At 68.5% G+C, this 23,176-nt stretch carries 24 protein-coding genes; 7 read left to right on the top strand and 17 right to left on the bottom strand.

The window, feature by feature from the left end:
• The first annotated feature begins 1 nt into the window (after position 1).
• Complete coding sequence (locus OG555_RS25260) at positions 2-1,555, top strand: GMC family oxidoreductase (protein ID WP_329475020.1); 1,554 nt, start codon at positions 2-4, stop codon at positions 1,553-1,555.
• Positions 1,556-1,558: 3 nt separating this feature from the next.
• Here OG555_RS25260 and OG555_RS25265 read toward each other — a convergent pair whose 3' ends face one another.
• The 3 genes from OG555_RS25265 to OG555_RS25275 all read right to left on the bottom strand — a co-directional run bounded on the left by OG555_RS25265 (position 1,559) and on the right by OG555_RS25275 (position 6,198).
• Positions 1,559-3,673, bottom strand: a complete 2,115-nt coding sequence (locus OG555_RS25265; protein WP_329475021.1) for a LuxR C-terminal-related transcriptional regulator — start codon at positions 3,671-3,673, stop codon at positions 1,559-1,561.
• Positions 3,674-3,875: 202 nt separating this feature from the next.
• Positions 3,876-5,285, bottom strand: a complete 1,410-nt coding sequence (gene zwf / locus OG555_RS25270) for a glucose-6-phosphate dehydrogenase (RefSeq protein ID WP_329475022.1) — start codon at positions 5,283-5,285, stop codon at positions 3,876-3,878.
• A gap of 163 nt (positions 5,286-5,448) precedes the next feature.
• The gene (locus tag OG555_RS25275) at positions 5,449-6,198 is read right to left on the bottom strand and encodes a GntR family transcriptional regulator (RefSeq protein WP_329475023.1); all 750 of its coding nucleotides are present in this window, start codon (positions 6,196-6,198) and stop codon (positions 5,449-5,451) included.
• Positions 6,199-6,453: 255 nt separating this feature from the next.
• Between OG555_RS25275 and OG555_RS25280 the strand changes: the two genes are divergently transcribed.
• The gene (locus tag OG555_RS25280; protein ID WP_329475024.1) at positions 6,454-7,221 is read left to right on the top strand and encodes an alpha/beta fold hydrolase; all 768 of its coding nucleotides are present in this window, start codon (positions 6,454-6,456) and stop codon (positions 7,219-7,221) included.
• Between the two features lie 29 nt (positions 7,222-7,250).
• Here OG555_RS25280 and dnaN read toward each other — a convergent pair whose 3' ends face one another.
• The 3 genes from dnaN to OG555_RS25295 all read right to left on the bottom strand — a co-directional run bounded on the left by dnaN (position 7,251) and on the right by OG555_RS25295 (position 10,073).
• Positions 7,251-8,384, bottom strand: coding sequence for a DNA polymerase III subunit beta (gene dnaN / locus OG555_RS25285; protein WP_329475025.1), 1,134 nt, complete (start codon positions 8,382-8,384; stop codon positions 7,251-7,253).
• Between the two features lie 127 nt (positions 8,385-8,511).
• The gene (locus OG555_RS25290; protein ID WP_329475026.1) at positions 8,512-9,366 is read right to left on the bottom strand and encodes a S1 family peptidase; all 855 of its coding nucleotides are present in this window, start codon (positions 9,364-9,366) and stop codon (positions 8,512-8,514) included.
• Positions 9,367-9,491: 125 nt separating this feature from the next.
• Entirely contained in the window at positions 9,492-10,073 is a 582-nt protein-coding gene (locus OG555_RS25295; protein WP_329475027.1) for an AAA family ATPase, read from the bottom strand.
• A gap of 106 nt (positions 10,074-10,179) precedes the next feature.
• Between OG555_RS25295 and OG555_RS25300 the strand changes: the two genes are divergently transcribed.
• The gene (locus OG555_RS25300) at positions 10,180-10,818 is read left to right on the top strand and encodes a muconolactone Delta-isomerase family protein (RefSeq protein WP_329475028.1); all 639 of its coding nucleotides are present in this window, start codon (positions 10,180-10,182) and stop codon (positions 10,816-10,818) included.
• Between the two features lie 62 nt (positions 10,819-10,880).
• Here the strand turns inward: OG555_RS25300 and OG555_RS25305 are convergent, their stop codons facing one another.
• Positions 10,881-11,222 carry a GrpB family protein gene (locus OG555_RS25305; protein WP_329475029.1) on the bottom strand — a complete coding sequence of 114 codons (342 nt, stop codon included), beginning with the start codon at positions 11,220-11,222 and terminating at the stop codon, positions 10,881-10,883.
• Positions 11,223-11,339: 117 nt separating this feature from the next.
• Here OG555_RS25305 and OG555_RS25310 point away from each other — a divergent pair, with 117 nt between their 5' ends.
• The 3 genes from OG555_RS25310 (at position 11,340) to OG555_RS25320 (ending at position 13,211) form a co-directional block, all read left to right on the top strand.
• Positions 11,340-11,774, top strand: coding sequence for a VOC family protein (locus tag OG555_RS25310; RefSeq protein WP_329475030.1), 435 nt, complete (start codon positions 11,340-11,342; stop codon positions 11,772-11,774).
• Positions 11,775-11,847: 73 nt separating this feature from the next.
• Positions 11,848-12,555 carry a phosphatase PAP2 family protein gene (locus OG555_RS25315; protein WP_329475031.1) on the top strand — a complete coding sequence of 236 codons (708 nt, stop codon included), beginning with the start codon at positions 11,848-11,850 and terminating at the stop codon, positions 12,553-12,555.
• On the top strand, positions 12,492-13,211 hold the full coding sequence (locus tag OG555_RS25320) for a phosphatase PAP2 family protein (RefSeq protein ID WP_329475032.1): 720 nt from the start codon (positions 12,492-12,494) through the stop codon (positions 13,209-13,211). Before OG555_RS25315 ends, OG555_RS25320 begins: the two co-directional genes overlap by 64 nt.
• Before the next feature lie 357 nt (positions 13,212-13,568).
• On the opposite strand, the gene OG555_RS25325 is transcribed toward OG555_RS25320, so the two are convergent.
• From OG555_RS25325 to OG555_RS25370, 10 genes are all read right to left on the bottom strand, one after another.
• Positions 13,569-14,315, bottom strand: a complete 747-nt coding sequence (locus OG555_RS25325) for a ParA family protein (protein WP_329475033.1) — start codon at positions 14,313-14,315, stop codon at positions 13,569-13,571.
• Complete coding sequence (locus tag OG555_RS25330; RefSeq protein WP_329475034.1) at positions 14,312-15,817, bottom strand: CHAD domain-containing protein; 1,506 nt, start codon at positions 15,815-15,817, stop codon at positions 14,312-14,314. The genes OG555_RS25325 and OG555_RS25330 overlap by 4 nt, the downstream gene beginning before the upstream one ends.
• Before the next feature lie 190 nt (positions 15,818-16,007).
• A complete protein-coding gene (locus OG555_RS25335) occupies positions 16,008-16,682 on the bottom strand; it encodes an HAD family hydrolase (protein WP_329475035.1) in 675 nt (224 codons plus the stop codon).
• Positions 16,683-16,903: 221 nt separating this feature from the next.
• Complete coding sequence (locus tag OG555_RS25340) at positions 16,904-17,374, bottom strand: hypothetical protein (RefSeq protein ID WP_329475036.1); 471 nt, start codon at positions 17,372-17,374, stop codon at positions 16,904-16,906.
• A gap of 284 nt (positions 17,375-17,658) precedes the next feature.
• On the bottom strand, positions 17,659-18,120 hold the full coding sequence (locus OG555_RS25345; protein WP_329475037.1) for a hypothetical protein: 462 nt from the start codon (positions 18,118-18,120) through the stop codon (positions 17,659-17,661).
• Positions 18,117-18,812 carry a TetR/AcrR family transcriptional regulator gene (locus OG555_RS25350; protein WP_329475038.1) on the bottom strand — a complete coding sequence of 232 codons (696 nt, stop codon included), beginning with the start codon at positions 18,810-18,812 and terminating at the stop codon, positions 18,117-18,119. Before OG555_RS25350 ends, OG555_RS25345 begins: the two co-directional genes overlap by 4 nt.
• Complete coding sequence (locus OG555_RS25355) at positions 18,809-19,183, bottom strand: ester cyclase (protein ID WP_329475039.1); 375 nt, start codon at positions 19,181-19,183, stop codon at positions 18,809-18,811. Before OG555_RS25355 ends, OG555_RS25350 begins: the two co-directional genes overlap by 4 nt.
• Before the next feature lie 265 nt (positions 19,184-19,448).
• A complete protein-coding gene (locus tag OG555_RS25360; RefSeq protein WP_329475040.1) occupies positions 19,449-19,745 on the bottom strand; it encodes a hypothetical protein in 297 nt (98 codons plus the stop codon).
• Positions 19,746-19,847: 102 nt separating this feature from the next.
• Positions 19,848-21,023, bottom strand: a complete 1,176-nt coding sequence (locus tag OG555_RS25365; RefSeq protein ID WP_329475041.1) for a WD40/YVTN/BNR-like repeat-containing protein — start codon at positions 21,021-21,023, stop codon at positions 19,848-19,850.
• Positions 21,016-21,525: an RNA polymerase sigma factor gene (locus OG555_RS25370; RefSeq protein WP_329475042.1), complete on the bottom strand. Its 510-nt coding sequence runs from the start codon at positions 21,523-21,525 to the stop codon at positions 21,016-21,018. Before OG555_RS25370 ends, OG555_RS25365 begins: the two co-directional genes overlap by 8 nt.
• A gap of 359 nt (positions 21,526-21,884) precedes the next feature.
• On the opposite strand from OG555_RS25370, the gene OG555_RS25375 reads away from it, so the two are divergent.
• Complete coding sequence (locus tag OG555_RS25375) at positions 21,885-23,141, top strand: hypothetical protein (protein ID WP_329475043.1); 1,257 nt, start codon at positions 21,885-21,887, stop codon at positions 23,139-23,141.
• Positions 23,142-23,176 lie beyond the last annotated feature (35 nt).

Genomic DNA, 23,176 nt, shown 5'->3' on the forward strand with positions numbered 1-23,176 from the left:
CATGGCCGAGCAGTACGACGTCGTCATCGTCGGATCGGGAGCGGGTGGCGGCACCCTCCTGCACAGGCTCGCGCCGTCGGGACGGCGGATCCTGATGCTGGAGCGGGGTGACTGGCTCCCGCGCGAGGCCGAGAACTGGGACGCCGAGGCCGTGTTCGTCGACAACCGTTACGTCTCGCCGGACCAGTGGTACGACCGCGAAGGCAAACCGTTCCAGCCGCAGGTGCACTACTTCGTCGGTGGCGCGACCAAGTTCTACGGCGCCGCGCTGTACCGGCTGCGCGAGCGCGACTTCGCCGAGCTCAAGCACCACGGGGGAATCTCGCCGGCCTGGCCGATCGCGTACGACGTGATGGAGCCGTACTACACCCAGGCCGAACAGCTCTACCAGGTCCACGGTGCCCGGGGCGAGGATCCGACGGACCCGCCCGCGTCGGCGCCGTACCCGTATCCACCGGTCTCGCACGAGCCGCGGATCCAGAAGCTGTTCGACGACATGGCCGCGGTCGGACTGCACCCCTTCCACGCGCCGTGCGGGGTGATGCTCGACGAGAGCCGGCCCGCGTTCAGCGCGTGCATCCGGTGCGCGACCTGCGACGGGTTCCCGTGCCTGGTCCACGCGAAGGCGGACGCGGACGTCATCGCCGTCCGGCCCGCGATCGAGCACGACAACGTGACGCTGCTGCGGAATACCCTCGTACGGCGCCTCGAGACCGACGCGACCGGCCGTACCGTGACGGCGGTCGTCGCCGAGGTGGACGGCGAGGAGCAACGGTTCGCCGGCGACATCGTCGTACTGTCGGCCGGTGCGGTGAACTCGGCCAAGATCCTGCTCGCGAGTGCCGATGACCGGCATCCGCACGGGCTAGCGAACGGGTCCGACCAGGTCGGGCGCAACTTCATCTTCCACAACAGCCGTGCCTTCCTGGCGATCTCGACCGAGAAGAACGACACCCGGTTCCAGAAGACGCTCGGGATGAACGACTACTACTTCGGCGACGCCGACTTCGACTACCCCATGGGCAACCTGCAGATGGTGGGCAAGTCGTCGGCACCGATGTACCGCGGTGAGAAGCCGGTCGAGACCCTGCTGGCGCCGACGTTCGCGCTGCGCGACGTCGCCGAGCATGCCGTCGACTTCTGGCTGTCGGCCGAGGACCTGCCGGATCCGGAGAACCGGGTGACGCTCGACCGCGACGGCAACGTGGTGCTGGCGCACACGCCGAACAACGGCGAGCCGATGGAGCAGTTGTACAAGCGGGTCAAGAAGAACCTGAGCAAGCTGGGCATGCACCCGCACCACCTGATCCCGCGCAGCATCTACATGAAGAACGACATCCCGGTCGCCGGGTGCGCACACCAGGCCGGCACTGTCCGGTTCGGGCACGATGCGGCGACCTCGGTGCTGGACAGCGACTGCAAGGCGCACGAGCTCGACAACCTCTACGTCGTCGACACCAGCTTCTTCCCGAGCATCGGCGCGGTGAACCCGGCGCTGACCGCGATGGCGAACGCGCTGCGGGTCGGTGACCACCTGCTGGAGCGCCTTGGCTAGACCTCAGCGGGGCATGCCGATCTCGGCCATGATCTCGACCGCCTGTCCGCGAGAGGAGGCACCGAGCTTGCGATAGACCGACTGCACCTGCGACTTGACGGTGTGCCGGGAGACGTACAGCCGCTCGGCGATCTGCGGGAACGACAGGTGGGTCGGCAGCAATCGGACCAGTCGCAGTTCGGCCGTCGTCAGCGAGGAGATCCCGGCGGCCGCGGACACGGTGATCTGGTCGACACGGGTGTGCAGTTGCCCGACGGCCGCCGGCAGGGTGCCGAGGTCGGGCCGGCGGCGCAGGATGTTGTGGGCCTGTTCGAGGACAGCACGAGCGCCGGAGGGGTCGACGAGGGCCATATATGTCCGGGCGAGTTCGAGCAGGGTCTGGACCGACACGCTCGGGAGGGCGTAGGTCAGCAGCGGTCGTAGCTCGGCGGCACGGAGGACGAACTGGCGGGACTCGCGCATCTCCCCACGGCGGGCGGCAGCGTGCGCGGCGACGGCGTAGACCAGGGCACTGGTCCAGTACGCCTCGAAGTGTCCGGTGTCGACGAGTTCGACGGCACGCTTGATCATCGCGTCGGCAGCGGCTCGCTCGCCCCGTTCGGCCGCGATCAGGGATTGCTCGGCCAGGACCAGGGCCGCCAGTGGGGTGATGCCGAAGCCGGTCGCCACGTCGTACGCGTGGTTGAACCCGGCGTCGGCTCGCTCGAGGTCCCCCTCGAGCAACCAGGACATCGCCTCCGACTGCAGCATCGTCGCGCGGAACGGGCTGGCCGGACTGAGTCCGTCGAGGGCGAGGACGCTGTCCGCACGCATCGCCGCGGGTCCCTGCCGGCACAGGTTGGCCCGCAGGTACGCCAGGGTCGCCGCGACGGTGGTGCCGTCCGGCAACGTGCCGCCGACGGGGAGACTCTCGGCGACACCGGCCCAGCGCTCAGCCTCGCGCGGCCGGCCGAGCAAGGCGAAGATCAACGCGCCGTGCGCTGCGATCGCGGCGTGGTGCGGTGCCCGTGGGCGGCCGTCGAGGAGTTCCATCCAGCCGCGCACGGTGTCGACCCGGCCGCTGGCCCAGACCGGTTGCATCAGCTCGAGGACGAGCCGCGCGACCCGTTCGGCGTCACCGGCCGCGTCGGCGTGATCGATGGCGGCTTCGGCCATCCCGTTCGCCTCGTACCAGTCGGCGGCGCGGGTATGGAGCTCGCTGCCGAGGTCGGGATCGCCGCGCCGGAGCTCGGCCTGCAGGAACTCGCGCAGTAGATGGTGATACCGGTACCACTCGCCGCGTCGGTCGAGCGGGACGACCAGCAGGTTGTGGCGTTCGAGATCCTCGAGCATCCGGGCCGACTGCTTCCCACGCACGACGGCGTCACACAGCGGCCCGCTCATCCGGTCGAGAATCGACGTACGGACGAGGAAGTCCGCCTGGGCGGGAGAGAGCCGCGCCAGCAGCTCGGACCGAAGGTAGTCGTCGACCAGGCGGTCGTCGCCGCTGAAGCTGAAGCCGGCCGCCGGCGAGCCGGACTGGATCGCCAGGGCGGCCAGGTACAGACCAGCCGGCCAGCCCTCGGTACGTCGTACCAGTTCGTCGACCTCGGCGGGGGACACCTCGGCGTCGGCCAGGCGCAGGAGCGCGGCCGCTTCGGCGTTGTCCATCGCGAGGTTGTCGACGCCGATCTCGACGATCCGGCGGTCGACCCGCAACCGGGACAGGGGGAGCGGCACGGCATCCCGCGACGCGACGGCGAGCCGCCAGCCGGCCGGTACCCGGAACGCGAACTCGGCGATCGACGTCGAGCAGTCGGGACTGGTGATCTCCTCGACGTGGTCGAGCACGACCAGCACCGGCGAGCGCAACGCGCTGATCGACTCGACCAGCCGGGGTACCACGTCCACGCCGCCACCGGATGCAGCGAGTACAGCGCGCGCGTCCCCGCCGAGCGGCTCGATCTGGTCGAGGGCGTCGAGGATGCCCGTCCACAAGGCGACCGGGTCGTTGTCGGAGCGTTCGCACGACACCCGGGCCACCCGGGACCCGAACCGCTCGATCCATTGGGCCAGCACGGTCGTCTTGCCGTAGCCGGGTGGCGCCACCACGGCGACCACCGGCTCGTGCGATTCCATCAAGCGACTGATAACTGCGGTCCGCGCGACCAAGCGCTCACGCCCACCACGGACTCCTGACCCCACGCCGTGAAACCCGGAGGTCACTGTCGGTGGTGCAACGGGAACGGAGGCTGCACCCGAACCAGTGTCCGGCCCCTGCACACGGCCGACAATACGCCAGCCGGCTGAACGCGCCAGGGGTCCCGCTCGGACCCCGGCGTCAGCTCGGAATCCAGGGCTTCCGCCAACCGCCGAACCCGGCCGGTACTTCGTCGGCCGCGGCCGGCCCCCAGGTCCCGGGCTGATAGGTGTGGATCGGCGTCGGTGCGTCGGCCAACGGTTGCATCACCCGCCACTGCTCCTCGACGGCGTCCTGGCGCGTGAACCGGGTACTCTGCCCGGTCATCGCCGCATGCAGTAGCACCTCGTACGGCGTGGGGCCCTCGCCGCCCTCCTGCGCGAACTCCATGTCCAGCTCGATCGGCGCGATCCGGCTCGTGTCCGCACGGTGCGCGTCCACCCGGATCCGGACCCCGGTCGTCGGGTCGAGTTTGATCACCAGCTGGTTCGGCTCGGCGATGTGCCCGCGGGGTCCGAAGCCCAGCCGCGGCGGCCGTTTGAAGACCAGCCGGAGCTCGGTCTGGGTCACCGGCAGCCGTTTCCCGGTGCGGATGAAGAACGGCACACCGGCCCAGCGCCAGTTCTCGATGTCGAGCCGGAGCGCGGCGTACGTCTCAGTGGTGGAGCCCTTCGCGACCCCGTCGATGGCGAGGTAGCCGTCGTACTGGCCGCGGACGTAGTTGGCCGGATCGGCCTCCTCGATCGCGCGGAACAAGGCGACCTGCGAGTCCTTCAGTGTGATCGGATCGCCGCGCGACGGTGGTTCCATCGCGGCCGCTGCGACCACCTGCATCAGGTGATTGACGACCACGTCGCGCACCGCCCCGACGGGGTCGTAGAAGTGGCCGCGATCCTCGACACCGAAGCTCTCCGCCATGGTGATCTGGACACAGTCCAGGTAGTTGCGGCTCCACAGCGGCTCGAGCACGGCGTTCGCGAACCGCAGGTACAGGATCTCCTCCAGCCCCATCTTCCCGAGGTAGTGGTCGATCCGGTACAGCTGCGACTCGTCGATGTACTGGTGCAGTTGGTCGGCCAGGTCGTGAGCCGACTGCTGGTCGTGGCCGAACGGTTTCTCGACCACCACCCGGGCCCCCGTTGTCAGCCCGGCCTCGGACAGTCCCTGCACCACCCGGCCGAACAGGAAGGGCGGGATCTCGAGATAGAAGACCGGTGTCTTGGCGCCCTTGATCGCCTGGCCGACCCGCTCGTAGACGGACGCGTCGGTGAAGTCGCCACCGACGTACGACAGCCGGTCCGCGAAGCGGTCGAAGATGGCCTTGTCGACGGTGACGCCGGTGCCCTCGATCGACGTCCTGGCCCGGTCGACCAGTTGGTCGAGGGTCCAGTCGTCGGCCGCCACTCCGACGATCGGGCAGTCGAGCAGACCGCGCGCCTCCAGTTGGTACAGCGAGCGGAACGTCATCACCTTGGCCAGATCACCGGTGATCCCGAAGATCACCAGCACGTCCGCGGCCGGCGCCTGCGAACCCGTCGGCGTCAGTGTCATGCCGGCCTCCTTCGATGCCCGGGAGATCAACCTGCGGTCACAGGTCATCCTCATCCGCCGTCCGGGCGAGCGGCATCCTCCCAGACGGGTGATTCGGCGTCCTGCGGCCGTTCCGGAGTCCTCGGCTGCCGTGAAAGTGGCGTGGCGTACGGCGTCGGGTGGGTCAGTTCGCCGTACGGCGGCGTTTGCGGGGAGCGGCCTCGTCGGGTGTTTCGATCGGCTCGGACGCCGTCTGGAGGTCGTGGTAGGCCTTGCGGGTGTGTTCGGTGTGCTCGCGCATGATCTGGGCCGACTTGTCCTCGTCGCCCTCGCTGATCGCCTTCACCAGGCGGTTGTGCTCGCGCCAGGAGGCGGCGCCGCGGACGGGTGCGACCGGCGTGTAGTACCAGCGGACGCGGCGATCCACCTGGGCCGCGAAGTCGACCAGGAAACGGTTGCGGGACATCTGCGTGATCAGGCTGTGCAGCTCGCCGTTCGTCCGCACTGTGGCGTCGATGTCGCCGGCCTCCTGGTACGCCGTGCCGACCTTGCAGAGCTCGCGGAGCTTGGCCACGTCGTCCTTGGTCGCGTGCCGGGCCGCGAGCCGCGCTGACTCCGACTCCAGCGCCGCGCGGGCCGCGAGCAGCTGGTCGACCTCGTCCTCGGCGGGCACGTGCACCATCGCGCCGAAGCCCGGCCGCAGATCCACCCAGCCCTCGTTGCTGAGCCGCTGCAGGGCCTCGCGCACCGGCTGCCGGGAGACGCCCAGCATGCCGGCCAGCTCGACCTCGACGAGGTGCCGGCCGCGCTCGAGCGTGCCGTCGATGATCATCTCGGTCAGGGCCTCGTACACGGACTCGCGCAACGGCGTCGGCCGCTTGACGTGCCGCACACCGGCCGGTTCCGGCCCCGCCCCCGGGCTGGTGGTGGTCATGAGGTCCTTCCCGACACAACTGGAGAACAGCACGGCACTTGGTAGACAGTCTACCGAGTGCCAGGTGTGCTGCCGGCCAGGCTGCGGCGGTGTGCAGTCGGCTGCATACATAATCCAGCTGTAGTGAGCCGGGACGGGGTGCCGATGGGGCTCGGCGGTGTCGGTAGTGTCGTGTGATGTGGATCACAGGATGTCTGTTTCCCGTGAATCCCGTTCGACGGATAGGCAGGAATCCCGAGAGAAGGGTGTGTGGTGATGGAGAAGGTCACCTCGAAGGACGGCACCGAGATCGCGTACGACGCCTATGGGAGCGGGCCGGGCCTTGTGCTCGTGGCCGGCGGTTTCACCGAGCGCTCGCGGTACGCGGCCGATGCCGAGGCGCTGGCGTCGGCGTTCACCGTGGTGAACTACGACCGGCGTGGTCGCGGCGACTCCGGCGACACGTTGCCGTACGCGGTCGAGCGTGAGTGGGAGGACCTCGATGCGGTGCGCTCGGCGACCGGGGCCCGGTTCGCCTCCGCGTACTCGTCCGGGTCGATGGTGCTGTTCCAGGCCGGACTGCCGTTCGAGAAGCTGGCGGTGATGGAGCCGCCGTTCCGGGTCGAAGGATCACCGGAGCCGCCGGAGCGGTACGTCGAGCGGTTGCAGGAGTTCGTCGCGGCGGGGAACCCGGGTGGCGCGGCCGAGCTGTTCATGGTCGAGGCGGTCGGACAGCCGAAGCAGGTGGTCGACCAGATCCGGGAGACGCCGATGTGGGCCGGGATGGAGGCCATCGCGCACACGCTCGTGTACGACGCCCTGCAGTTGCGGGACAGCGCCGTACCGCTCGAGCTGCTGGCGTCGATCGACGTGCCGACGCTGGCGCTGTACAGCAACGCCAGCCCGGCGTGGATGCAGGAGTCTGCCAAGCAGACCGCGGCCGCGCTGCCGCACGGCAAGGCGGAGGGGTACGACGGAACCTTCCACACACTCCCGCCGGAAACGATCGCGAGGGCTCTGACGGACTACTTCCTGACTACGTGATCTTGGTCGGAGCCCGGGGCAGTTTGACGTCAGCTTGGTAGTCGCATGGGCATCAGGATGTACGCCGAGTCCGCGGACGGAGTCTCGTCGGGGGAGCGGAGGCCGGTGAGGTTCGCCGGTTTGGTCGGCTGGGTGAAGGCGAAGTGCGCGATCGGCGCGCCGAGCGAGGCGAGCCCGTCGAGCAGGTAGCCGGCGTTGAATCCGGCCACCACCGGCTCACCGGTGAGCGTCGCCTCGACCGACTCCGACGCCTGCGCCTCCTCGCCGCTGCCCGCGTCCAGCGCCGCCATGCCATCCGCGAACGTGATCCGCACCGGCGCTGTCCGTTCAGCCACCAGTGCGACCCGTTTGACTGCTTCGAGGAGCGCCGCCGTGTCCACGGTCACCGTGCTGGCGATCGCACCCTCCGCGGGGATCAGACTGCGGACCTTCGGGAAGTCGCCGTCGATCAGCCGGCTCGTCGCCCGCCGGCCGCCGCCCGCGAACCCGATCAACCCGTCCCCTGTGCGGGTCGAACCGAGCGCGAGCGTGAGGTCGTGACCGGCCATCGCCTTGGCCACGTCGGAGAGCAGCTTCGCCGGGACCAGCGCGTTGGCCTCGCGGTCCGGATCCACCGGCTCCCACGGGAACGTCCGTACGGCGAGCCGATAGCGGTCGGTCGCGAGCAGGGAGATGGTCGCCCCGCGGATCTCCAGCCGGATCCCGGTGAACACCGGCAGCGTGTCATCCCGGCCGGCCGCACTGACCACCTGCGCGACGGCCCGGGCGAACACGTCCCCATCGACCACGCCGCTCGCCGCGGGCAACTCAGGCAGCGCCGGATACTCGTCCAGCGGCAAGGTGTGCAGCACGAAGCGGGACGTCCCGCTGCTGACCTGGACCTGAGCCGCTTCCCCGCTCAGATCCACCGTGTCCCTGGGCATGCTCCGGCAGATGTCCGACAGCAGCCGTCCGGACACCAGGACCCGCCCCTCGTCGGCCACCTCCGCCGGCACGCTGACCTGCCCGGAGCTCTCGTAGTCGAACCCGGACAACGTCACCTGACCGTCCGCCGCCTCGACGACCATCCCGGCCAGGATCGGCACACTCGGCCGGCTCGGCAGCCCCTTGGCCACCCACCCGACCGCCTCGGCCAGCACCTCACGCCCAACCCGAACCTTCATCCGCACTCCTCCCCATCTCGTCCCCCGACTCAATCAGCCGCCACCGACACTTTTCGCCGGCTCGGTGCAGCGATGCCAGAAGTACGGCCGCGACCGGATGGCCGCGGCCGTACTTCGGTGAGCCGGATCAGTAGACGGTCACGCCGTACGCGCTCGCTGCTTCGGTCACGGGCTGGAAGAACGTCGTACCTCCGCTGCTGCAGTCGCCGCTGCCGCCGGACGTGAGGCCGAGCGCCTTCGTGCCGTCGTACAGCGGGCCGCCGGAGTCGCCGGGCTCCGCGCAGACGGTCGTCTGGATCAGTCCGCCGACCCTGCCGCCGCCGGAATACCGGACGGTGACGTTGAGCGCGGTGACCTTGCCGCTGTGGGTTCCAGTGGTCGAGCCCTTGCGAGTGACGGTCTCACCTACGACCGCGTTGGCCGCGGTGTAGCCGCCCGGGTGGCTCAGCGACGTGTTGTCGTACCGCACCAGCGCATAGTCGTTGCCGGGGAAGCTGTAGTTGATCGTCGGGCCGATCAGCGTGGAGTGGTTCGAGTTGGTGTACCAGGTGTTCGCCACCTTCCCGCAGTGGCCGGCGGTGAGGAAGTAGTAGGTACCACCCTTCGACACGTTGAAGCCGAGCGAGCAGCGGTACTGACCGCCGTAGATCGCGTCACCCGCCGCGAGCAGTGGCCTGAAGACGCCGCTCGTGCGGTTGACCTGAACGGCATCGTGCTTCAGCGCAGCGACGTTGGATGCGGAGACTGTGCTGTCCGCGGTGACTACGACTTTGCCGGACGCCGAGTCGGTGTACCAGGCAATGCCTTTCACAGCTGATCGCTCCACTGCGGCATTCGCAGCGGCGAGCCTGGCCGCCGGAGAGGGCTGCTTCGCATCGGCGGCCGGTACGGCGTACAGCGACGCGGCGACCACGCCGACGGCGGTCAGGAGCTGGGCGGTCCGGGCCAGGCGGCGGCGGACGGACGTGCGTTCGATCCTCACTGGTTCCTCCTGAGGAGTGAACGGGACCTTTGGGCGGGGTCCCTCGAACCGTCAGGCCGGTGACATGTCGCCACCAGCCGACACTCAGGAGTATTTGCCCGGGCAGAGTTACGAGCAACCGCTGGTCAGTCGTTGAAGGCGATCCTCGTCAACTGGTTGGCCTGGCCCCGGGTGAGGATCGTGGCGGACGCGGCACCAGGGACGACCCGGCCGGGGTTCGCCGTCGCCTGCTCGAGCAGGTAGGGCCACCGGCGGCAGTGGGTGGCCATACTCCCTGCGCGTACCACCCGGCCACGGGTCCACTGGCCGTCGCGCGCCACGTCACCCGGTACGTCGAGCAGCACGAGGTGCACAGGCAGTCCGGCCCGTTTGGCCCGCCATCCGATCAACTGCCGAACCCACGGCCGCGTGGCGCAGTCGTGCACCACCATGGGGCCCTTGTGTCGACCCATCGCCGTCAGGACGAGCACGTAGTACGTGAGATGAAGCAGTGGCCTCCACCACGCATAGGGGAGGACACCGAGCACCGGCATCCAGCGGGCCCGGAGCCGCTCGGAGTCGAAGACGCGCACGCCGTCGTACTCACCGCCCACCGGGTAGAGGCGCCGGAGCAGAGTGGTCTTGCCGGCTCCCGGGATCCCGGCCAGCACCACCAAAGCCTGCGCGGGGTACTGCAGCTCCTGCACCCTGTGAGCGATCCCCAGCATCAGCGTCCTCTCGTCGGAACTTTCGTTCGTCAACGCAGGTGAGACGCACACCGTTCCGCGAACGAGTCGCAGAACGCCTGAGAACTGCCTAGGAATTTGCTGAGAGGTGGAGAATCGATCCGTCGCGGAGAACGCTCAGGAGGCCGACATGCAGTACCTGGTCACGATGACCACGCAGGTCCCCGCCGGAGTCTCGGAAGCAGAGGTTGACGAGGTCCGCGCCCGTGAGTCCGTCCGGTCCGGCGAGCTGATCGCCGCCGGTCACCTGCTCCGCCTGTGGCGCCCACCGCTCCAGCCTGGCGAGTGGCGCACTCTCGGCCTTTTCGAGGCGGCGGACGAGGTCCAGTTGGAGGAAGTGCTGGCGTCCATGCCATTGCGGATCTGGCGCCACGACGAGGTCACGCCGCTCACACCGCACTCGAACGACCCGGCGTCCCCGACTCCGCTCCACCTGGACTGGACCGAGTACTTCACAACCTTCACCCTGACTATCCCGGAGGGCGCGGACTCCGAGGCCAGGCTGGAGGCCGAGGCGAGCAGTACCCGCAGTCTCGCTGCCGAGGGCAAGCTCGTTCGCCTCTGGCGCCTTCCCTCCGGACAGGCCCTCGGCCTCTGGCAGTCCGACGACGCCGAGGAGCTCCAGAAGGTCCTCGACACCCTCCCACTGGCTGAGTGGCTGCAGACCGACCTGGTCCCCCTCACCACCCACCCGAGCGACCCGGCCCACGCCACCCCAGCCGCCTGACAAAGGCGCCCCGGCAGCGCTCGAACCTGCGACCAACGGATGTGAAGGCGAGCTGTACGGCGCTAGCCGGCGTGCGGAGGATGCCAACCGGTTTCGGCGGCCCACCGCTCGGCGGCTGCCATCAGTACGTCGCTCGCCGGGTCCTTGATCTGGCCGTACGAGTTGAAGTCGTTCACTGCCAGCGAGAGCCGGTGCTTGAAGCGCGCCCACGCCTCGCGGCAGCCTCGGTCCGCGGTCAGGAAGTCTCGGAAGAGCAGCGCGTACCGCTCGTTCGGGCGGCCGGTGATACGGACGTGCACGTTGCCCGGCCGAGTGCCCGCCGGGGGACGGAAGACGCGCTTGTCCCACGCGGACGGGTCGCCGTCCCAGCCGTCCTGCCAATCCGTCAGCTTGATGTCCCTCATCGTCTCCGTCTCGCGCCGAACCGCCCGCCGCATGCTACGAGCCACCGGCAGCCGGCGCGACGAAATATCCCCCGGTCCCGTGGAGACGACGAAAGACCCCGCCTCTATGGTGGACCGATGGTGTCGGTCAAGCAGTTCCAAGTCACGTTCGACTGTGCGGAACCTGAGCGGGTCGCTCGTTTCTGGTGCGAGGTGTTGGGGTACGTCGTACCGCCGCCACCGGAGGGGTTTGCGACGTGGGACGATTTCGATCGCGCGCAGCCGCCGGAGCGGCAGGGTTCCGCATTCGCATGCATTGATCCCACCGGTGTGGGCCCGCGACTGTTCTTCCAGCGCGTTCCCGAAGGCAAGGTCGTCAAGAACCGGGTGCATCTGGACGTGCGGGTGGGCACCGGGCTCGTGGGTGAAGCGCGCCTGGCCGTTCTCGAGGCCGAATGCGTACGACTGGTCGCGCTCGGCGCAGTACGCGGGCAACTGCTGCTTGCCGATGGCGTCAACGAGTCGTGCCAGAACATGCAGGACATCGAGGGCAACGAGTTCTGTCTCGACTGAGTGGCCCCGAACCCTGGGACCTGCGCGAGTCGACTTGCAGTCAGAGTCCGAACTTGGTGGGTACAGGTTGGTTATGACGATGCGGCGGGCAGGTGTGATTGCGGTCGTCCGGACGCGGAGTTGGCGGTTGCTCCGTGGTGTCTTGGCGATGCTGGTGTTCGCGCTGCCTGTGGTGCTCCTCGGGCTGGCGGTGCGACAGCAGTTCGATCCGCTGATCAGGGCCGACGAGGCGGCCATCCGGGCGGCCACCGGGTTCAGCGTTCGACATGGGCTGATACCGGCGCTGACCGTGATCCAGGTCGTCAGCCAGCCGATCTTCGTGTACCTCGTGGCGACCGTGGTGGTGGTCTGGACCTGGAGGTCCAAGAAGCTCAAGGGGCGGGCGTTGTGGGCCTTCGTCACGATGATGGTCGGCTGGGGAATCGGCGGCATAGCCAAGCCCATCGCCCAACGCGCCCGGCCGGTCGTCAGCGATTCGGTGCCGCATGCGCAGGGCTACTCGTTCCCCTCCGGCCATGCCCTGAACATCACCTTGGCGGCCGGCGTCCTGGTCTTCCTGCTCTGGCCGCTGCTGTCCGCCACCCAGCGCCGCATCGCCGTCGCGCTCGCGATCGTCGTGCCTGTGATCGTCGGTCTGGACCGGCTCTTCATCGGCGCGCACTTCCCGTCCGACATTTTCGCCGGGCACGTACTCGGTCTGGGCATTATGTTCGCTTCATGGATCGGATTCATCGGCAAGACGGCGTCGACCTCCTCACCAGGACCGTCGCACCCGGCGTAGCCCTCGGTGGCATCATCATCGGCTTCGGGCTCGCACTGAAGGGACCACTCGACGGGATCTCCCACGCCGAGGAGGCGGTCAACAAGGATCTTGCCGCCGACCGGACGGGAACCTGGAACACGATCACCGCGGTCTGGTCGCAGATCGGCAACACCGCGGGGGTCATAGCGGTCTGCATCGTGGTGTCGTCCCTGTTGCTGTGGCGGACCCGGGACCTGCCCCTGGCGCTCGTCGCACCGGTGGCGATCGCCATGCAGGGACTGAACTTCCTGATCGCGGCCAAAGTCGTGGACCGCGATCGTCCGCAGGTGGAGAAGCTCGACGCGTCACCACCGACCGCGAGTTACCCCAGTGGGCACGAAGGTGCGTCGACCGGCCTGTACTTCGCCTTCGCGCTGCTCGCGCTGCGCATCGAACGCGCGTGGCTGCGATGGACGACGGTGATTCTCTGCCTCGCGATGCCATTGCTCGTCGGGTTCTCGCGGCTCTACCGCGGGATGCATCACGTCACAGACGTCAGCGCGGGGATGATCAACGGCGCCATCTGCGCCCTGCTCGCATACGGCTGGTACCGCCACTGCGCGGCTCGTCGGCGACGCAGCCGTGCACCGCAGCCCGCTGCCGCCACCCGGCGCCGTTCGCCGCACGATGGATAGCCCACCCGGAGCGGAGTAGTCGGAGCCCGAGGTGCTGGCTTACTCAGTTAGATCTCTGCGTCGTACCCGACCAGTTCGATCAGCGCCGTCCGGAGAGCCTCCAGTCGGTCTTCGCCGAGCTGGTCGGCCCAGGTGCGCTCGACACTGCCTCCGGCTTTGCGGGACATCGGCCGGATCGCGAGCCCGGCCTCGGTGAGTACGACGAGCGACGCGCGCCGGTCGTTGGGGTCCGGACGGCGCTCGGCCAGCCTTCGACGAGGCGCCGGCGTGAGAAGGCCCGCCCACCCAACGTTGGCTCGATGCGCCTCGCGGCGAACCGGGATTCACCGAGGTAGAGCGTGCTCGACTTCAACGGGCTCATAGTTTCGCATGGAGCCGGGCTTCGTCCCACAGGCTGCGGTAGGCGACCGACGCCGGGGAGGTGCGGGCCCAGGCCACCACCGGGGCGCGGCGTACGCCCATCTGCTCGACGACCGAGGCCATCGGAATCACGGTGCTCGCAACGTCCTGGTGTTCCTTCGGGAGTTGCTCGGACAGGTCGCGGTGCAGCCGGCGACGGCGGTCGACCATCGACAGGAACGCGAGCAGGTCCGGCGCGGGCCCCTTGGCCTCGGCGATGAACGACCGCAGCTGGTCGAGCGTGCGCACCGACAGGGGAGCGGGCACCAGCGGAGCGAGGACCAGGTCCGCGGCGCGCACGATGCCCTCGGACACGAGCGACACGCTCGGCGCACAGTCCAGTACGACGGCGTCGTACTCGTCGGCCATGCTGTCGAGGAGCCGGCCGAGGCGGCGGGTCGGCTTCTTCTGCGCGTCCAGCAGCAGGTCGAGGTTGCGGTAGGAGAAGTCGGACGGCAGCAGGTCGAGGTTGTCGAAGTCACTCGCTTTGACGGCGTCGCGGAGGTCACGCTTGCCGGAGACGATCGCCTCGCCGCCGCCCTTGACCTTGGGCCGGATCCGGAACAGGTACGTCGCACCGCCCTGCGGATCCAGGTCCCACAACAGGACCCGGTGTCCGCTCTCGGCCGCCAGCCAGGCCACGTTCGCCGCCGCGGTCGTCTTCCCGACACCGCCCTTGATGCTGTACGACGCGACGATCCTCATCGGCTGGTCACCATCCTTGCGTAGAGACGCTGGTTGTGTTTCCGGTTGAACCGATGCCAGCTGTCCGCCACCTCGGCACGCGCGGCGTCCTGACGAAGGCGCAGGTGATGCTCGAGGCGACCCATCGCCATCAGCGTCGCCGGGGGCGTCCCGGCCTCGGCGAGTTCGACGGCGTACTGGTGGACGCTGATGCGTTGGGCCTCGGCGTCCTGGAACTCGCCGAGGATGTCCTGCAGGAGCTTGAGCTCACTCACGGCCTCGCCTCGGGCGTCGGCGCCGTACAAGCTGCCGAAGAACTCGAGCAGGTAGCGCAGCTCCTTGCAGCGCTTGCGCAGGTCGTGCACGGCTTCGGCCGGAGAGGCGTCGGTGATGGCGTCGCCGCGCTTGGCGACGCGCTTCCAGGCGCGGCTCAGCAGCTCGTCGGCGACCTCGATCACCGGGCGCTCGACAGGCCCCGGGACCGTCAGCTCCCGTCGCCATCCATCGAGCAGCGCGGCGAATCGTTCGGACCGCAGTGCACGGTTGAGTACGGCGTGCGCCCTGGTGCAGTGCCGCGTGAGCTGCTCGCGGAACGGTTCGAGCTCGCTCGATGCGGACACGTGGTTGACCAGCTCGTCGAAGCCGAGCAGGTACACGTCGAGATCACGGCTCAACGAGGTCTGGTCGGCGAGCCACTTGAGCTCCACGACGTACCTCGCCCGGATGTCCTCGTCGATCGTTCCGTGCGCGAACTTCAGCACGGCTCGGGCACGGCGCACCGTGACACGCAGATTGTGGAGGAACTCGGTGTCCAGTTCGCGAAGCGTGCCCTCGACGTTGTCGAGGACGATCTCTCGTAGTTGCGTGAGCGTGCCGGCGAACGCCTGGGTGGCCGGGATCCGCGAGGTGAACTCCAGGTCGGGCTTCGACCGGAAGCTGCGCGGATGGAGACCGGCGGCCCGGAGGACCGACTCGAAGAGCGGCTCCTTGGCCGGCCCGAACCCGGGGATGGCGTCCAGTGTCCGGCACACCTTGGCCGCGTCCTTGTCGTAGCCGCGGAGAGACTCGACCGTGGCCCGCACGCCGACGGGCGCGCCGTCCCGAACTGTTGTGGGACCTTCGACGACGATCCGGGCGACGGTCTTCTCCTCGGGGCCGAGCACCGAGAGCACCTGAACAGGACCGCTCGCGACGACGCGCGGCAGCAGCGCGCGCACACCGCTCAGTTCGAGGACGCGGTCTCGCGTCGAACCGTCCGGAAGGGAGTGCGCGTCGACCGCTGTACGGCCGGTCGGCTGTCGGGAGATCCGCTGCCCTTCGAGGTCGCTCAGCACCAGCCACGACTCGCGGTTCCGCACGTGCTGCTCGAGCAGCAGCCCTGCCCGGAACAGCCGCCAGTCATGTGTGTCGAACCAGACTCTGCGCTCGGTGTAGTGGACGTCGACGCGCACCGGCAACGCGTCGGTCAGCACGTCGACGCACGACGGCGCGACCGCCTCGTCGACCACGAACTCAGCCGTCACCCTCGGCTCCCGGGAACGCGACATGAACGATGAATGAACCCAGATTCTGTGTCACTCCAGTGAACTACGGCATGCCCTTGTCGCGCTGCGGGCGCGCGGACTACCGGTGCCGATATTCGGCCGGCAGTACCGCGCCTCTCCTGCGCGCGGACGAGGTCGCGGGTCTGGGCGACGTCGCATTGGTGGGCAGCTAGCTTCGATCGGACAGCGACGTCACCAGTGGCGGGGTGATGTCGTCAAGTGAGTGCACGACCACGGATGCGAGGCTGAGGGCATCCTTGTCGGGCGGAAAGGCCTTGGTGGGAACTGCGATGACGCGCAACCCCGCCTGGGCAGCCGACCGCAGTCCGTTGCTCGAGTCCTCGATTGCAACAGCCTGCTGTGCGTCCACGCCCAACCGCCGTACCACCTCCTCGTAGACCGCAGGCGACGGCTTGCCGGCCCGGACCTCCTCGGTGGACACGGTGACACGGAACTTGCTGGCCAGGTTCGCAGACTCGAGGACCGCGTCGATCAGCTGCCGCGGTGACGACGACGCCAGTCCTAACGGCCAGTGGAGCGCCAGTCGCTGCACGACCTCGACGGCGCCTGGCAGCAGCGGCAGCCGTGACCGGTATCGGCTCGCCATGCGGTCGATGACTTGGGCCGCCACGTCTTGCGGCCGGCCAGGTACTCCGATCACGTCGGTGAGGTAGGCCGCCCACTCTGGCGTGCTCATACCCTGCAATGCACGGGTCGCGCCGTCGGCCCAAGCCCGGCCGGCTTCGACGGCGATCCCGCGCCGGACCTCGTCCCACTGCTGCTCGGAGTCCACCAGAACACCGTCAAGATCGAAGACGACTGCCTGCACCTCGCGCTCCGCCATTGCCCTCCCTGGGTCTCCTCGTACAGGTTATGCGCGGCCGAGGCGGTGGTCGTGACCGAGTTGCCGTTCCCGTTCGCCCGCATCGAGTAACCGACAACACCCTGGCGCGACGATGACCTGCGCACCCCAGCCACGTTGCTCGAGATCGCAGACCTCGACGTAGTCACCGGCCGGCGCGGAAACGAATCACCGCGCCAGGATCACGGTCGTCGGTGTGCGGGTCAGCCGTTGATATAGAACTCTTTCCCGTAGTGGTAAGACCCCGGGAGCGGGCCCAGCCAGATGTCGATATAGATCCAAGCATCGTATGGGAGGTCGTGGGAGCCGCCATCCGACTCCTGGGCATGGACGCATGTTCCGTTCCCGCCGGAGGCGGTCAGTGTGTAGCGGGTGTTGTATTGACCGGACGAGCTCTGGGTGGCGACGTTCATCCTGGGTGCCAGTCCATCGGCTGCCGTGTCGCACAGATAGACAATGTCGCGGTATTCCTCGATGCACACCGTGCCCCCGTTTGCGGAGTCTGTGGTGGTCCAGACGTGGTCCCACGTCCCGGCGCCCTTGCAGTAGGTGGTCGCCGTCGCCGATGACGACGCAGCAGGCGCAGCAGACGCTGTGGGCGCGACAGCGAACATTGCGATACATGTCATCAGCGCGGTCGCGACCGCACCGAACTTCCTCGACAGCGACTTCATGGATGCATCATTCCTAACATGCTTGAGTGATTTGTTATCACCGAATCGAACGGAATGACCGGGGCGCCGACCTCAGACTTCTGCCAGCGGCAGAATCGCCTGTGCCGGTCCGAGCCGGGGCATGCCTGCGACGAGCATCGCGACGAACCGTGTACACCCACCAGCCCGGATACCTGCCGGGCATGTCGCCGCGCGTGCGGGCCACATGTTGCGTGCCGCTCGCGGACAACGAAGCCGACCCGCGATCGTCCACGGCCGCCGAAGCTGCGCAGTGTGATGTACGGCTATCGAGTGAGGACGGCCGTGAGCAATCCGGCCAGGGCGAGGGATTGGAGGGCGGCCCGGGTCCAGATGACGCTGTCCCAGCGTTGTTGCAGCGCCCGGGTGTCGGGTGGAACGGTGTGGTTGGCCGCGGCCGCGCGGAGCTGCTTGTTGATCGGCGCGCTGATGCGGCTGTAGATCGCGAGCCAGGCCAGCAGCGCGGCCAGTGCGATCGCGCTGCCTATGCGTGCGGCGTTGTGGCTGGTTGCGGTGACGAGCGCGGTGGCGATGAGTGCGACCGTGCCAGGGGCCGGCAGACGGCGGTCGCCGTACTCGTGGACCCGGCCGAGCAGGTCGGCCACGGAGGCGTCGGCGGCACCGACGGCAGCGGGGCGCAGGACGAGCGCGGCGAAGATGTCCGTGCCGTAGATGATGCCGGTGGTCGCGATGGCGACGAGCGCGGCGGCGGTGGCTAGGGTGCTCACGGCTGGTTCTTTCTGGTCGATCGTGCGGCGCGCCGACGCGGCGTTGGTGCGGGGAGGGCACGGGTGAGGCAGTCGGTCAGCGCGTCGTCGAGCAGGGCGTGTAGTGCATCGGGGTCGACGTCGACGCGGCCGACGACCCGTAGCGCGATCAGCCCGTGGGCTGTTGCCCACAGCTGCAGGACGTGCCGCTCGGGCTGCGGGTCGCCGGCGTCGGTGAGCAGTCCGGTCAGGACATCACCGACGGCCTGTCCGTCGGTCCACGTGTCGGTGACGGGCACCCGTACGCCGCCGAGGCCGTACATGAGCTGGTACAAGTCGGGTTCGGTCAGGGCGAAGTCGAGGTAGGCATGTCCGGCCCGCCGAACGGCGGACGCCTCCGGGTCGGATGCGCGGTCGGTGGACGCGGAGGTCGGCAGCCGGCCCGCGGCGTCCATCGCGTCGCGCAGACGAACGAATCCGTCGCGGACCAGAGCGAGCAGGATGTCGTCGCGGCCGGTGAAGTAGCGGTAGGCGAAGTTCGCCGAGTACTCGATCTCCTCGGCCAGGCGTCGCATGGTGACCGCGTCCCAGCCCTCGCGCCGTGCCAGCTCGCGGGCGGCGGACAGGATCGACTCACGGGCTGCGGCGCGTTCCCGCTCCCGGCGCTGTCGCGCCGGTGTCGGCGTGGGATCACCGGACGCGTCGACCGTCACTGGACGCCGGCCTTGTCGGCGGTGCCGCTGAGTTGGGCGAAGAATGCCTGTCCGTCCAGCTGGTCCCAGTGCTCCACCGCCATACCCTCGACGACCCGCCAGATGTCGATGGAGTGCATCACCACACGGCGGCCGGTCGGTGGTATCCCCATGAAGGACCCCTGGAACGTGGCGTGGTAGGTGAATCGACCGGCAACGCGGTCCCCGTCGACCAGGACATCGTCGAGGCTGACCTCCGTGTCCGGGAATGCCGCGAACCACAGCCTCCAGAACGCCCGGTTCGCCTCGCGTCCGTCGTCGACGAACGCGTTGTGGTTGATGTAGTCAGCCGCGACGAAGCCGTCGACCGCATCCGGGTCATGGCCGTTCATCAGGTCAGCGAAAGCGTGGGCCACTGTTGCGAATGGGGGGTGTGCGGTGCTCATGTTCATGACTCTCTCTCAGTCGGATGGTTACATCGTAACCACAGTGTACGGCGTAACCAAAATGACCGGCGCACTGAAGAGTTCAGTCAAGGTGGGGTATGACGGCGTCGACAGGCGGCTGTTGGCCCACCGCGTTGGATATCGCCGGTTGTAGCCGGCCCGGAACTCCCGGAGCTGAGCTGAGCTGAGCCACAATGTGGTCTCGTCTGGTTCAGAGGAGTGTTGCCGCGTCGGCGAGCAGGTCGCACTGGGTTCTCCAGTCGCCGTCGCTGAAGCCCATCACAAGATGATCGGCGCCGGCCTGGTGGAACTCTGCCAGGCGCTCGGCGGCCTGGCGCGGACCGCCAGTGATCGGTACGCCGGTCGCTGGGTAGCCGTAGTTCGCACGAATGGATTCCTCGATCTGCCGCTGCGAGGCGACCTCGTTGCCGAGGGCACCCGTCGCGCCCACGGCGATCACTCGTGGGGTGTCGGCCAGGTCCGCCAGGCGGCCCGCACCGGCCGCCACCTCGGCGGCCGGAATCAGCGAAGGGAATCACCCATCGGCGGCCCGTGCGGCGCGACGCAGCGCAACTGGTGATGCGTTGCCGACCCAGAAGGGGCCGCGGCACTAGCGAGGCTCGAAGTACTTCCAGGTCTTGCCGTGATCGGTGCTGGTGATGGCGTGGTTGCCGTTGTACTGCATCCCGTAGACGAACCCGCCGATACTTGTCAGCCCGCCCAGGTCGGCCGGCGGTGTGAACGCCGCACCGGCACCGGGTCGGAGGAGTTCGCGCTTCTTGCCCTGATAGAGCGCGAGCCCCGTCCCGTTGTCGAAAGCAACGGGAGACGACAGGTACGTCGGGTTCCGGGTGGCCACTGTCGTCCAGTGTTCGCCCCGGTCGGTGGACAACTGCAGCGGCACCAGGTCACCTGTCGTGCCGGGCTTGCTGCCTGGGATCGCCACGATCGTCTTGCCGTCGGGGCTGACTCCCAGCCGGCCGCCCATCCGGCCCGGGCTGATGACGGAATGGTCCCAGGTCTTGCCGCGGTCATCGGTCCAGTAGATGTTGCCGACGCCGCTGTTCTTGGCGCCGACCAGCCACCACCGTCCGGTGGTGTCGCGTTGCGGCTGGTAGGCGTTGTCGATCCCGGGGATCTTCACCTCCCGCAAGGTGCCGGTCTCCGGATTCAGCGCCCGTAGGGTGCCGGACGCCAGCAGCACGTCGCCGTCGCCGAACTCGGTCGTCGGCGGAGCCCAGCGCACCTTCTTCTCGATCCGGCCCTGATCCGTCAGGCCGACCATCACCGCCTGGGCCCAGGTCGGATCGCTGCCTTTCATGCTCGTCGGCATCGACAGTGCCAGCACCTCGTCACCGACCCGCAGCACGTCGTACTGGTTCTTGCGCACCGGCGCCGTGGTCCGCACCCCGTCACGGCTCAGCACCGCGGCGTAGTTCCAGGTGTATCCCGGCTGAGGTGACATCCAGACCGAGGCCCACCGGGTCGGCGTGGCGAACGCGATGCCGATAGCACCCGACTTCTTGTCGTGGATCAGCTTCTCGGCCGCCTGGTCGACCGGGATCGACGCCGGGGTGCCGGCGGTCGGCGGCTTCTCGGTACCGGTCACGTTCCCGAGCGGCAGAACGGCAGCCAGTACTGCGATCGTCACCGTCGCAACGACTCCCGCGCCGGTCAGCGCCTGCCGACGGTGCCGGCGGCGAACGCCACGGCGCTCCAGAGCCTCGAAGGGCAACGGCTGGACGGTCTTCTGGACCTCCCAGGACAGTTCTTTCAGCTCAGACATGGTTGACCTCCTCGGCGTCGCCGGCGAACTCGTGGACCAGCGGGGCCAGGCCGGCCCTGCCCCGGGAGAGGCGAGCCTTGATCGTCCCCTCCGGAACACCCAGCTGTACGGCGATCTCACGTACCGGCAGATCGACGATGTGGTGCAGCACAATCGCCTCGCGCTGTTCGTAGGGCAGCTGCCGCAAGGCCCCGACCAGAGCGACCCGGTCCGCGGACAGCCCGGTCGTCGTGGTCTCGGGGAGACCTGCGCGGGAGAGCAACCCGTGGAATCGGGTCGCGCGGCGGTAGCGCCGGCGTACGGCGTTCAGCGCGACTGCGCGTAGCCACGCCTCCGGGTTGTCGAGCTGGGCGAACCGCCGGGGTTTCTCGACCGCCCGGACGAATGCCTCCTGGACGGCATCCTCGGCCTCGCCCAGGTTCCCGCAGACCGCGAACAGTTGCCCGACCAGCCGCCGGTAACACCCCTCGTACAGCTCGCGCACCGTGTCGCCGTCAGCCATCACCACTCCCCAGATCGGACCCTTTGCCTGCACGAGTCCTGGCGGAAGGATCCGGTTGCATCACCAAAGCACATGTCCGAACGTTCGCATGCGCAACCGACGGGTCTGAACACCCTGCTCAACCAGCCACCCGGGAGCTTTTGATCGGTGGCGGGCTCGGGCCGATCGCCGCCACGTAGGCGGCCAGGTCCGCCACTCGTCCGCTTGCGACCCGACCTCACTCCCGACGATCTCGACCAGCTCGATTCCTGAGCCCCCAGACCCCTGGATCCTTGCGGGCGGTTGTGTATCAGCGGGCGTCCTGTGCTGCTCCGATAGACGGGCAGTTACACGTGGTAGCCCCCTCAGGGAGAACGACAATGATCGACGACCACGCGCTCGCCGAGGGCATAGAGCGCATCGAGGCCCTCACCGCACCAACGCTCCAGGACGTTCGCACGACCTTCACCGCGCTGGATCGCACGGTCGCCTCGGTCGGCGCGGAGTGCCGGAGCATCTCCCAGACCCTGGACGCCTTGGGCAGCGCACTCCAAGTCGTCACCCAGAGCGGCGGAATGACCCAGCAATGGGGTGGATTCGGCATCATCGGCTTGCCCATCGTCGGCGCGATGCGTGCCGCCCAGGGCATCACCAGTCAGTACGTCAAACAGCAAACCGGGGTCTCGCTCACCACCTGGACCGATCTCGTCGCCAGCTCGTCAGCGCAGTTCGACGCCTACCTGTCCCAGCTGGAAACCGTGGCCGCGCTTTCGCAGCGCTACCACACCGCAGCGGCGAGCCAGCTGGATCCGGACGAAGCCCGCGAGGACCAGACGATCCTTCGGGAGACCGGCTGGCGGACGCAGGCCTGGAAGCAGGTCCTGGGCCGTGTGGCGCAGCTGGGCCGGCTCGTGGAGACGATCCTGAAGATGAACCTCACTGGCGAGCAAGGACTACCTGACGCCGACCGTTCGGACAGGTCGTCCAGTTTGTCCGGTTCCCTGCAGAAGCGGATCAAGGACGTGCAGAGCCGGACAGTCGAGAAGTCGAGTGATCTGCGCGAGTGGGTGCTGCAGCCCTTCGTCGACATCCGCGACAGCGTCAAGCGGCTGCCCAGCCAGACCGAGCGGCTCGCACAGGAGGTCGCGTTGCTCGAGGTCCTGCTCGAGCTCGAGGTCGCCGAGATCCGTGCCTGCCTCGGCGAGATCCCGCCCACCGAGGTCAGGATCGTCGGCCTGAGGGTGGCGGCCGGTGTGACCTTGCCGGAACTCGGCCGCCGGCTCGCCACCGCCCAGCAGCGCGCGCTCGCCCACCAGACCTACCTGGATCGACTCGACTGCGCCCACAACGCCGGCGAGGTCCCCGAACGGGTCTACGCCATCCTGTCGGCGGAATACCGGATCAGCCTGGCCACCAGCCGGTCCCACCTGGCCGAACTCGAGGCCGAAGCCGACGTATGGCGACGAGACGGCCAGGCGGTCCTCGACGCGTGCGCCGACTGGATGACGCTGGAACTGGCTGTCCTGGCCGCGCGGGCAGTGACCGAGCAGCGGGAGGCAGCCGGTGATCGCCGCGTTCTCCTGCAGCGCGAATTGGACCGTGTCAACGAGGCAAGAAGCGTGCTGGCCACCCTTTAGCGCCGCCGCCCACTCCTGACCGTTGCGGTTGAGGC

Origin of the sequence: Kribbella sp. NBC_01484, assembly GCF_036227145.1 — a bacterium.
Lineage (GTDB): Bacteria > Actinomycetota > Actinomycetes > Propionibacteriales > Kribbellaceae > Kribbella.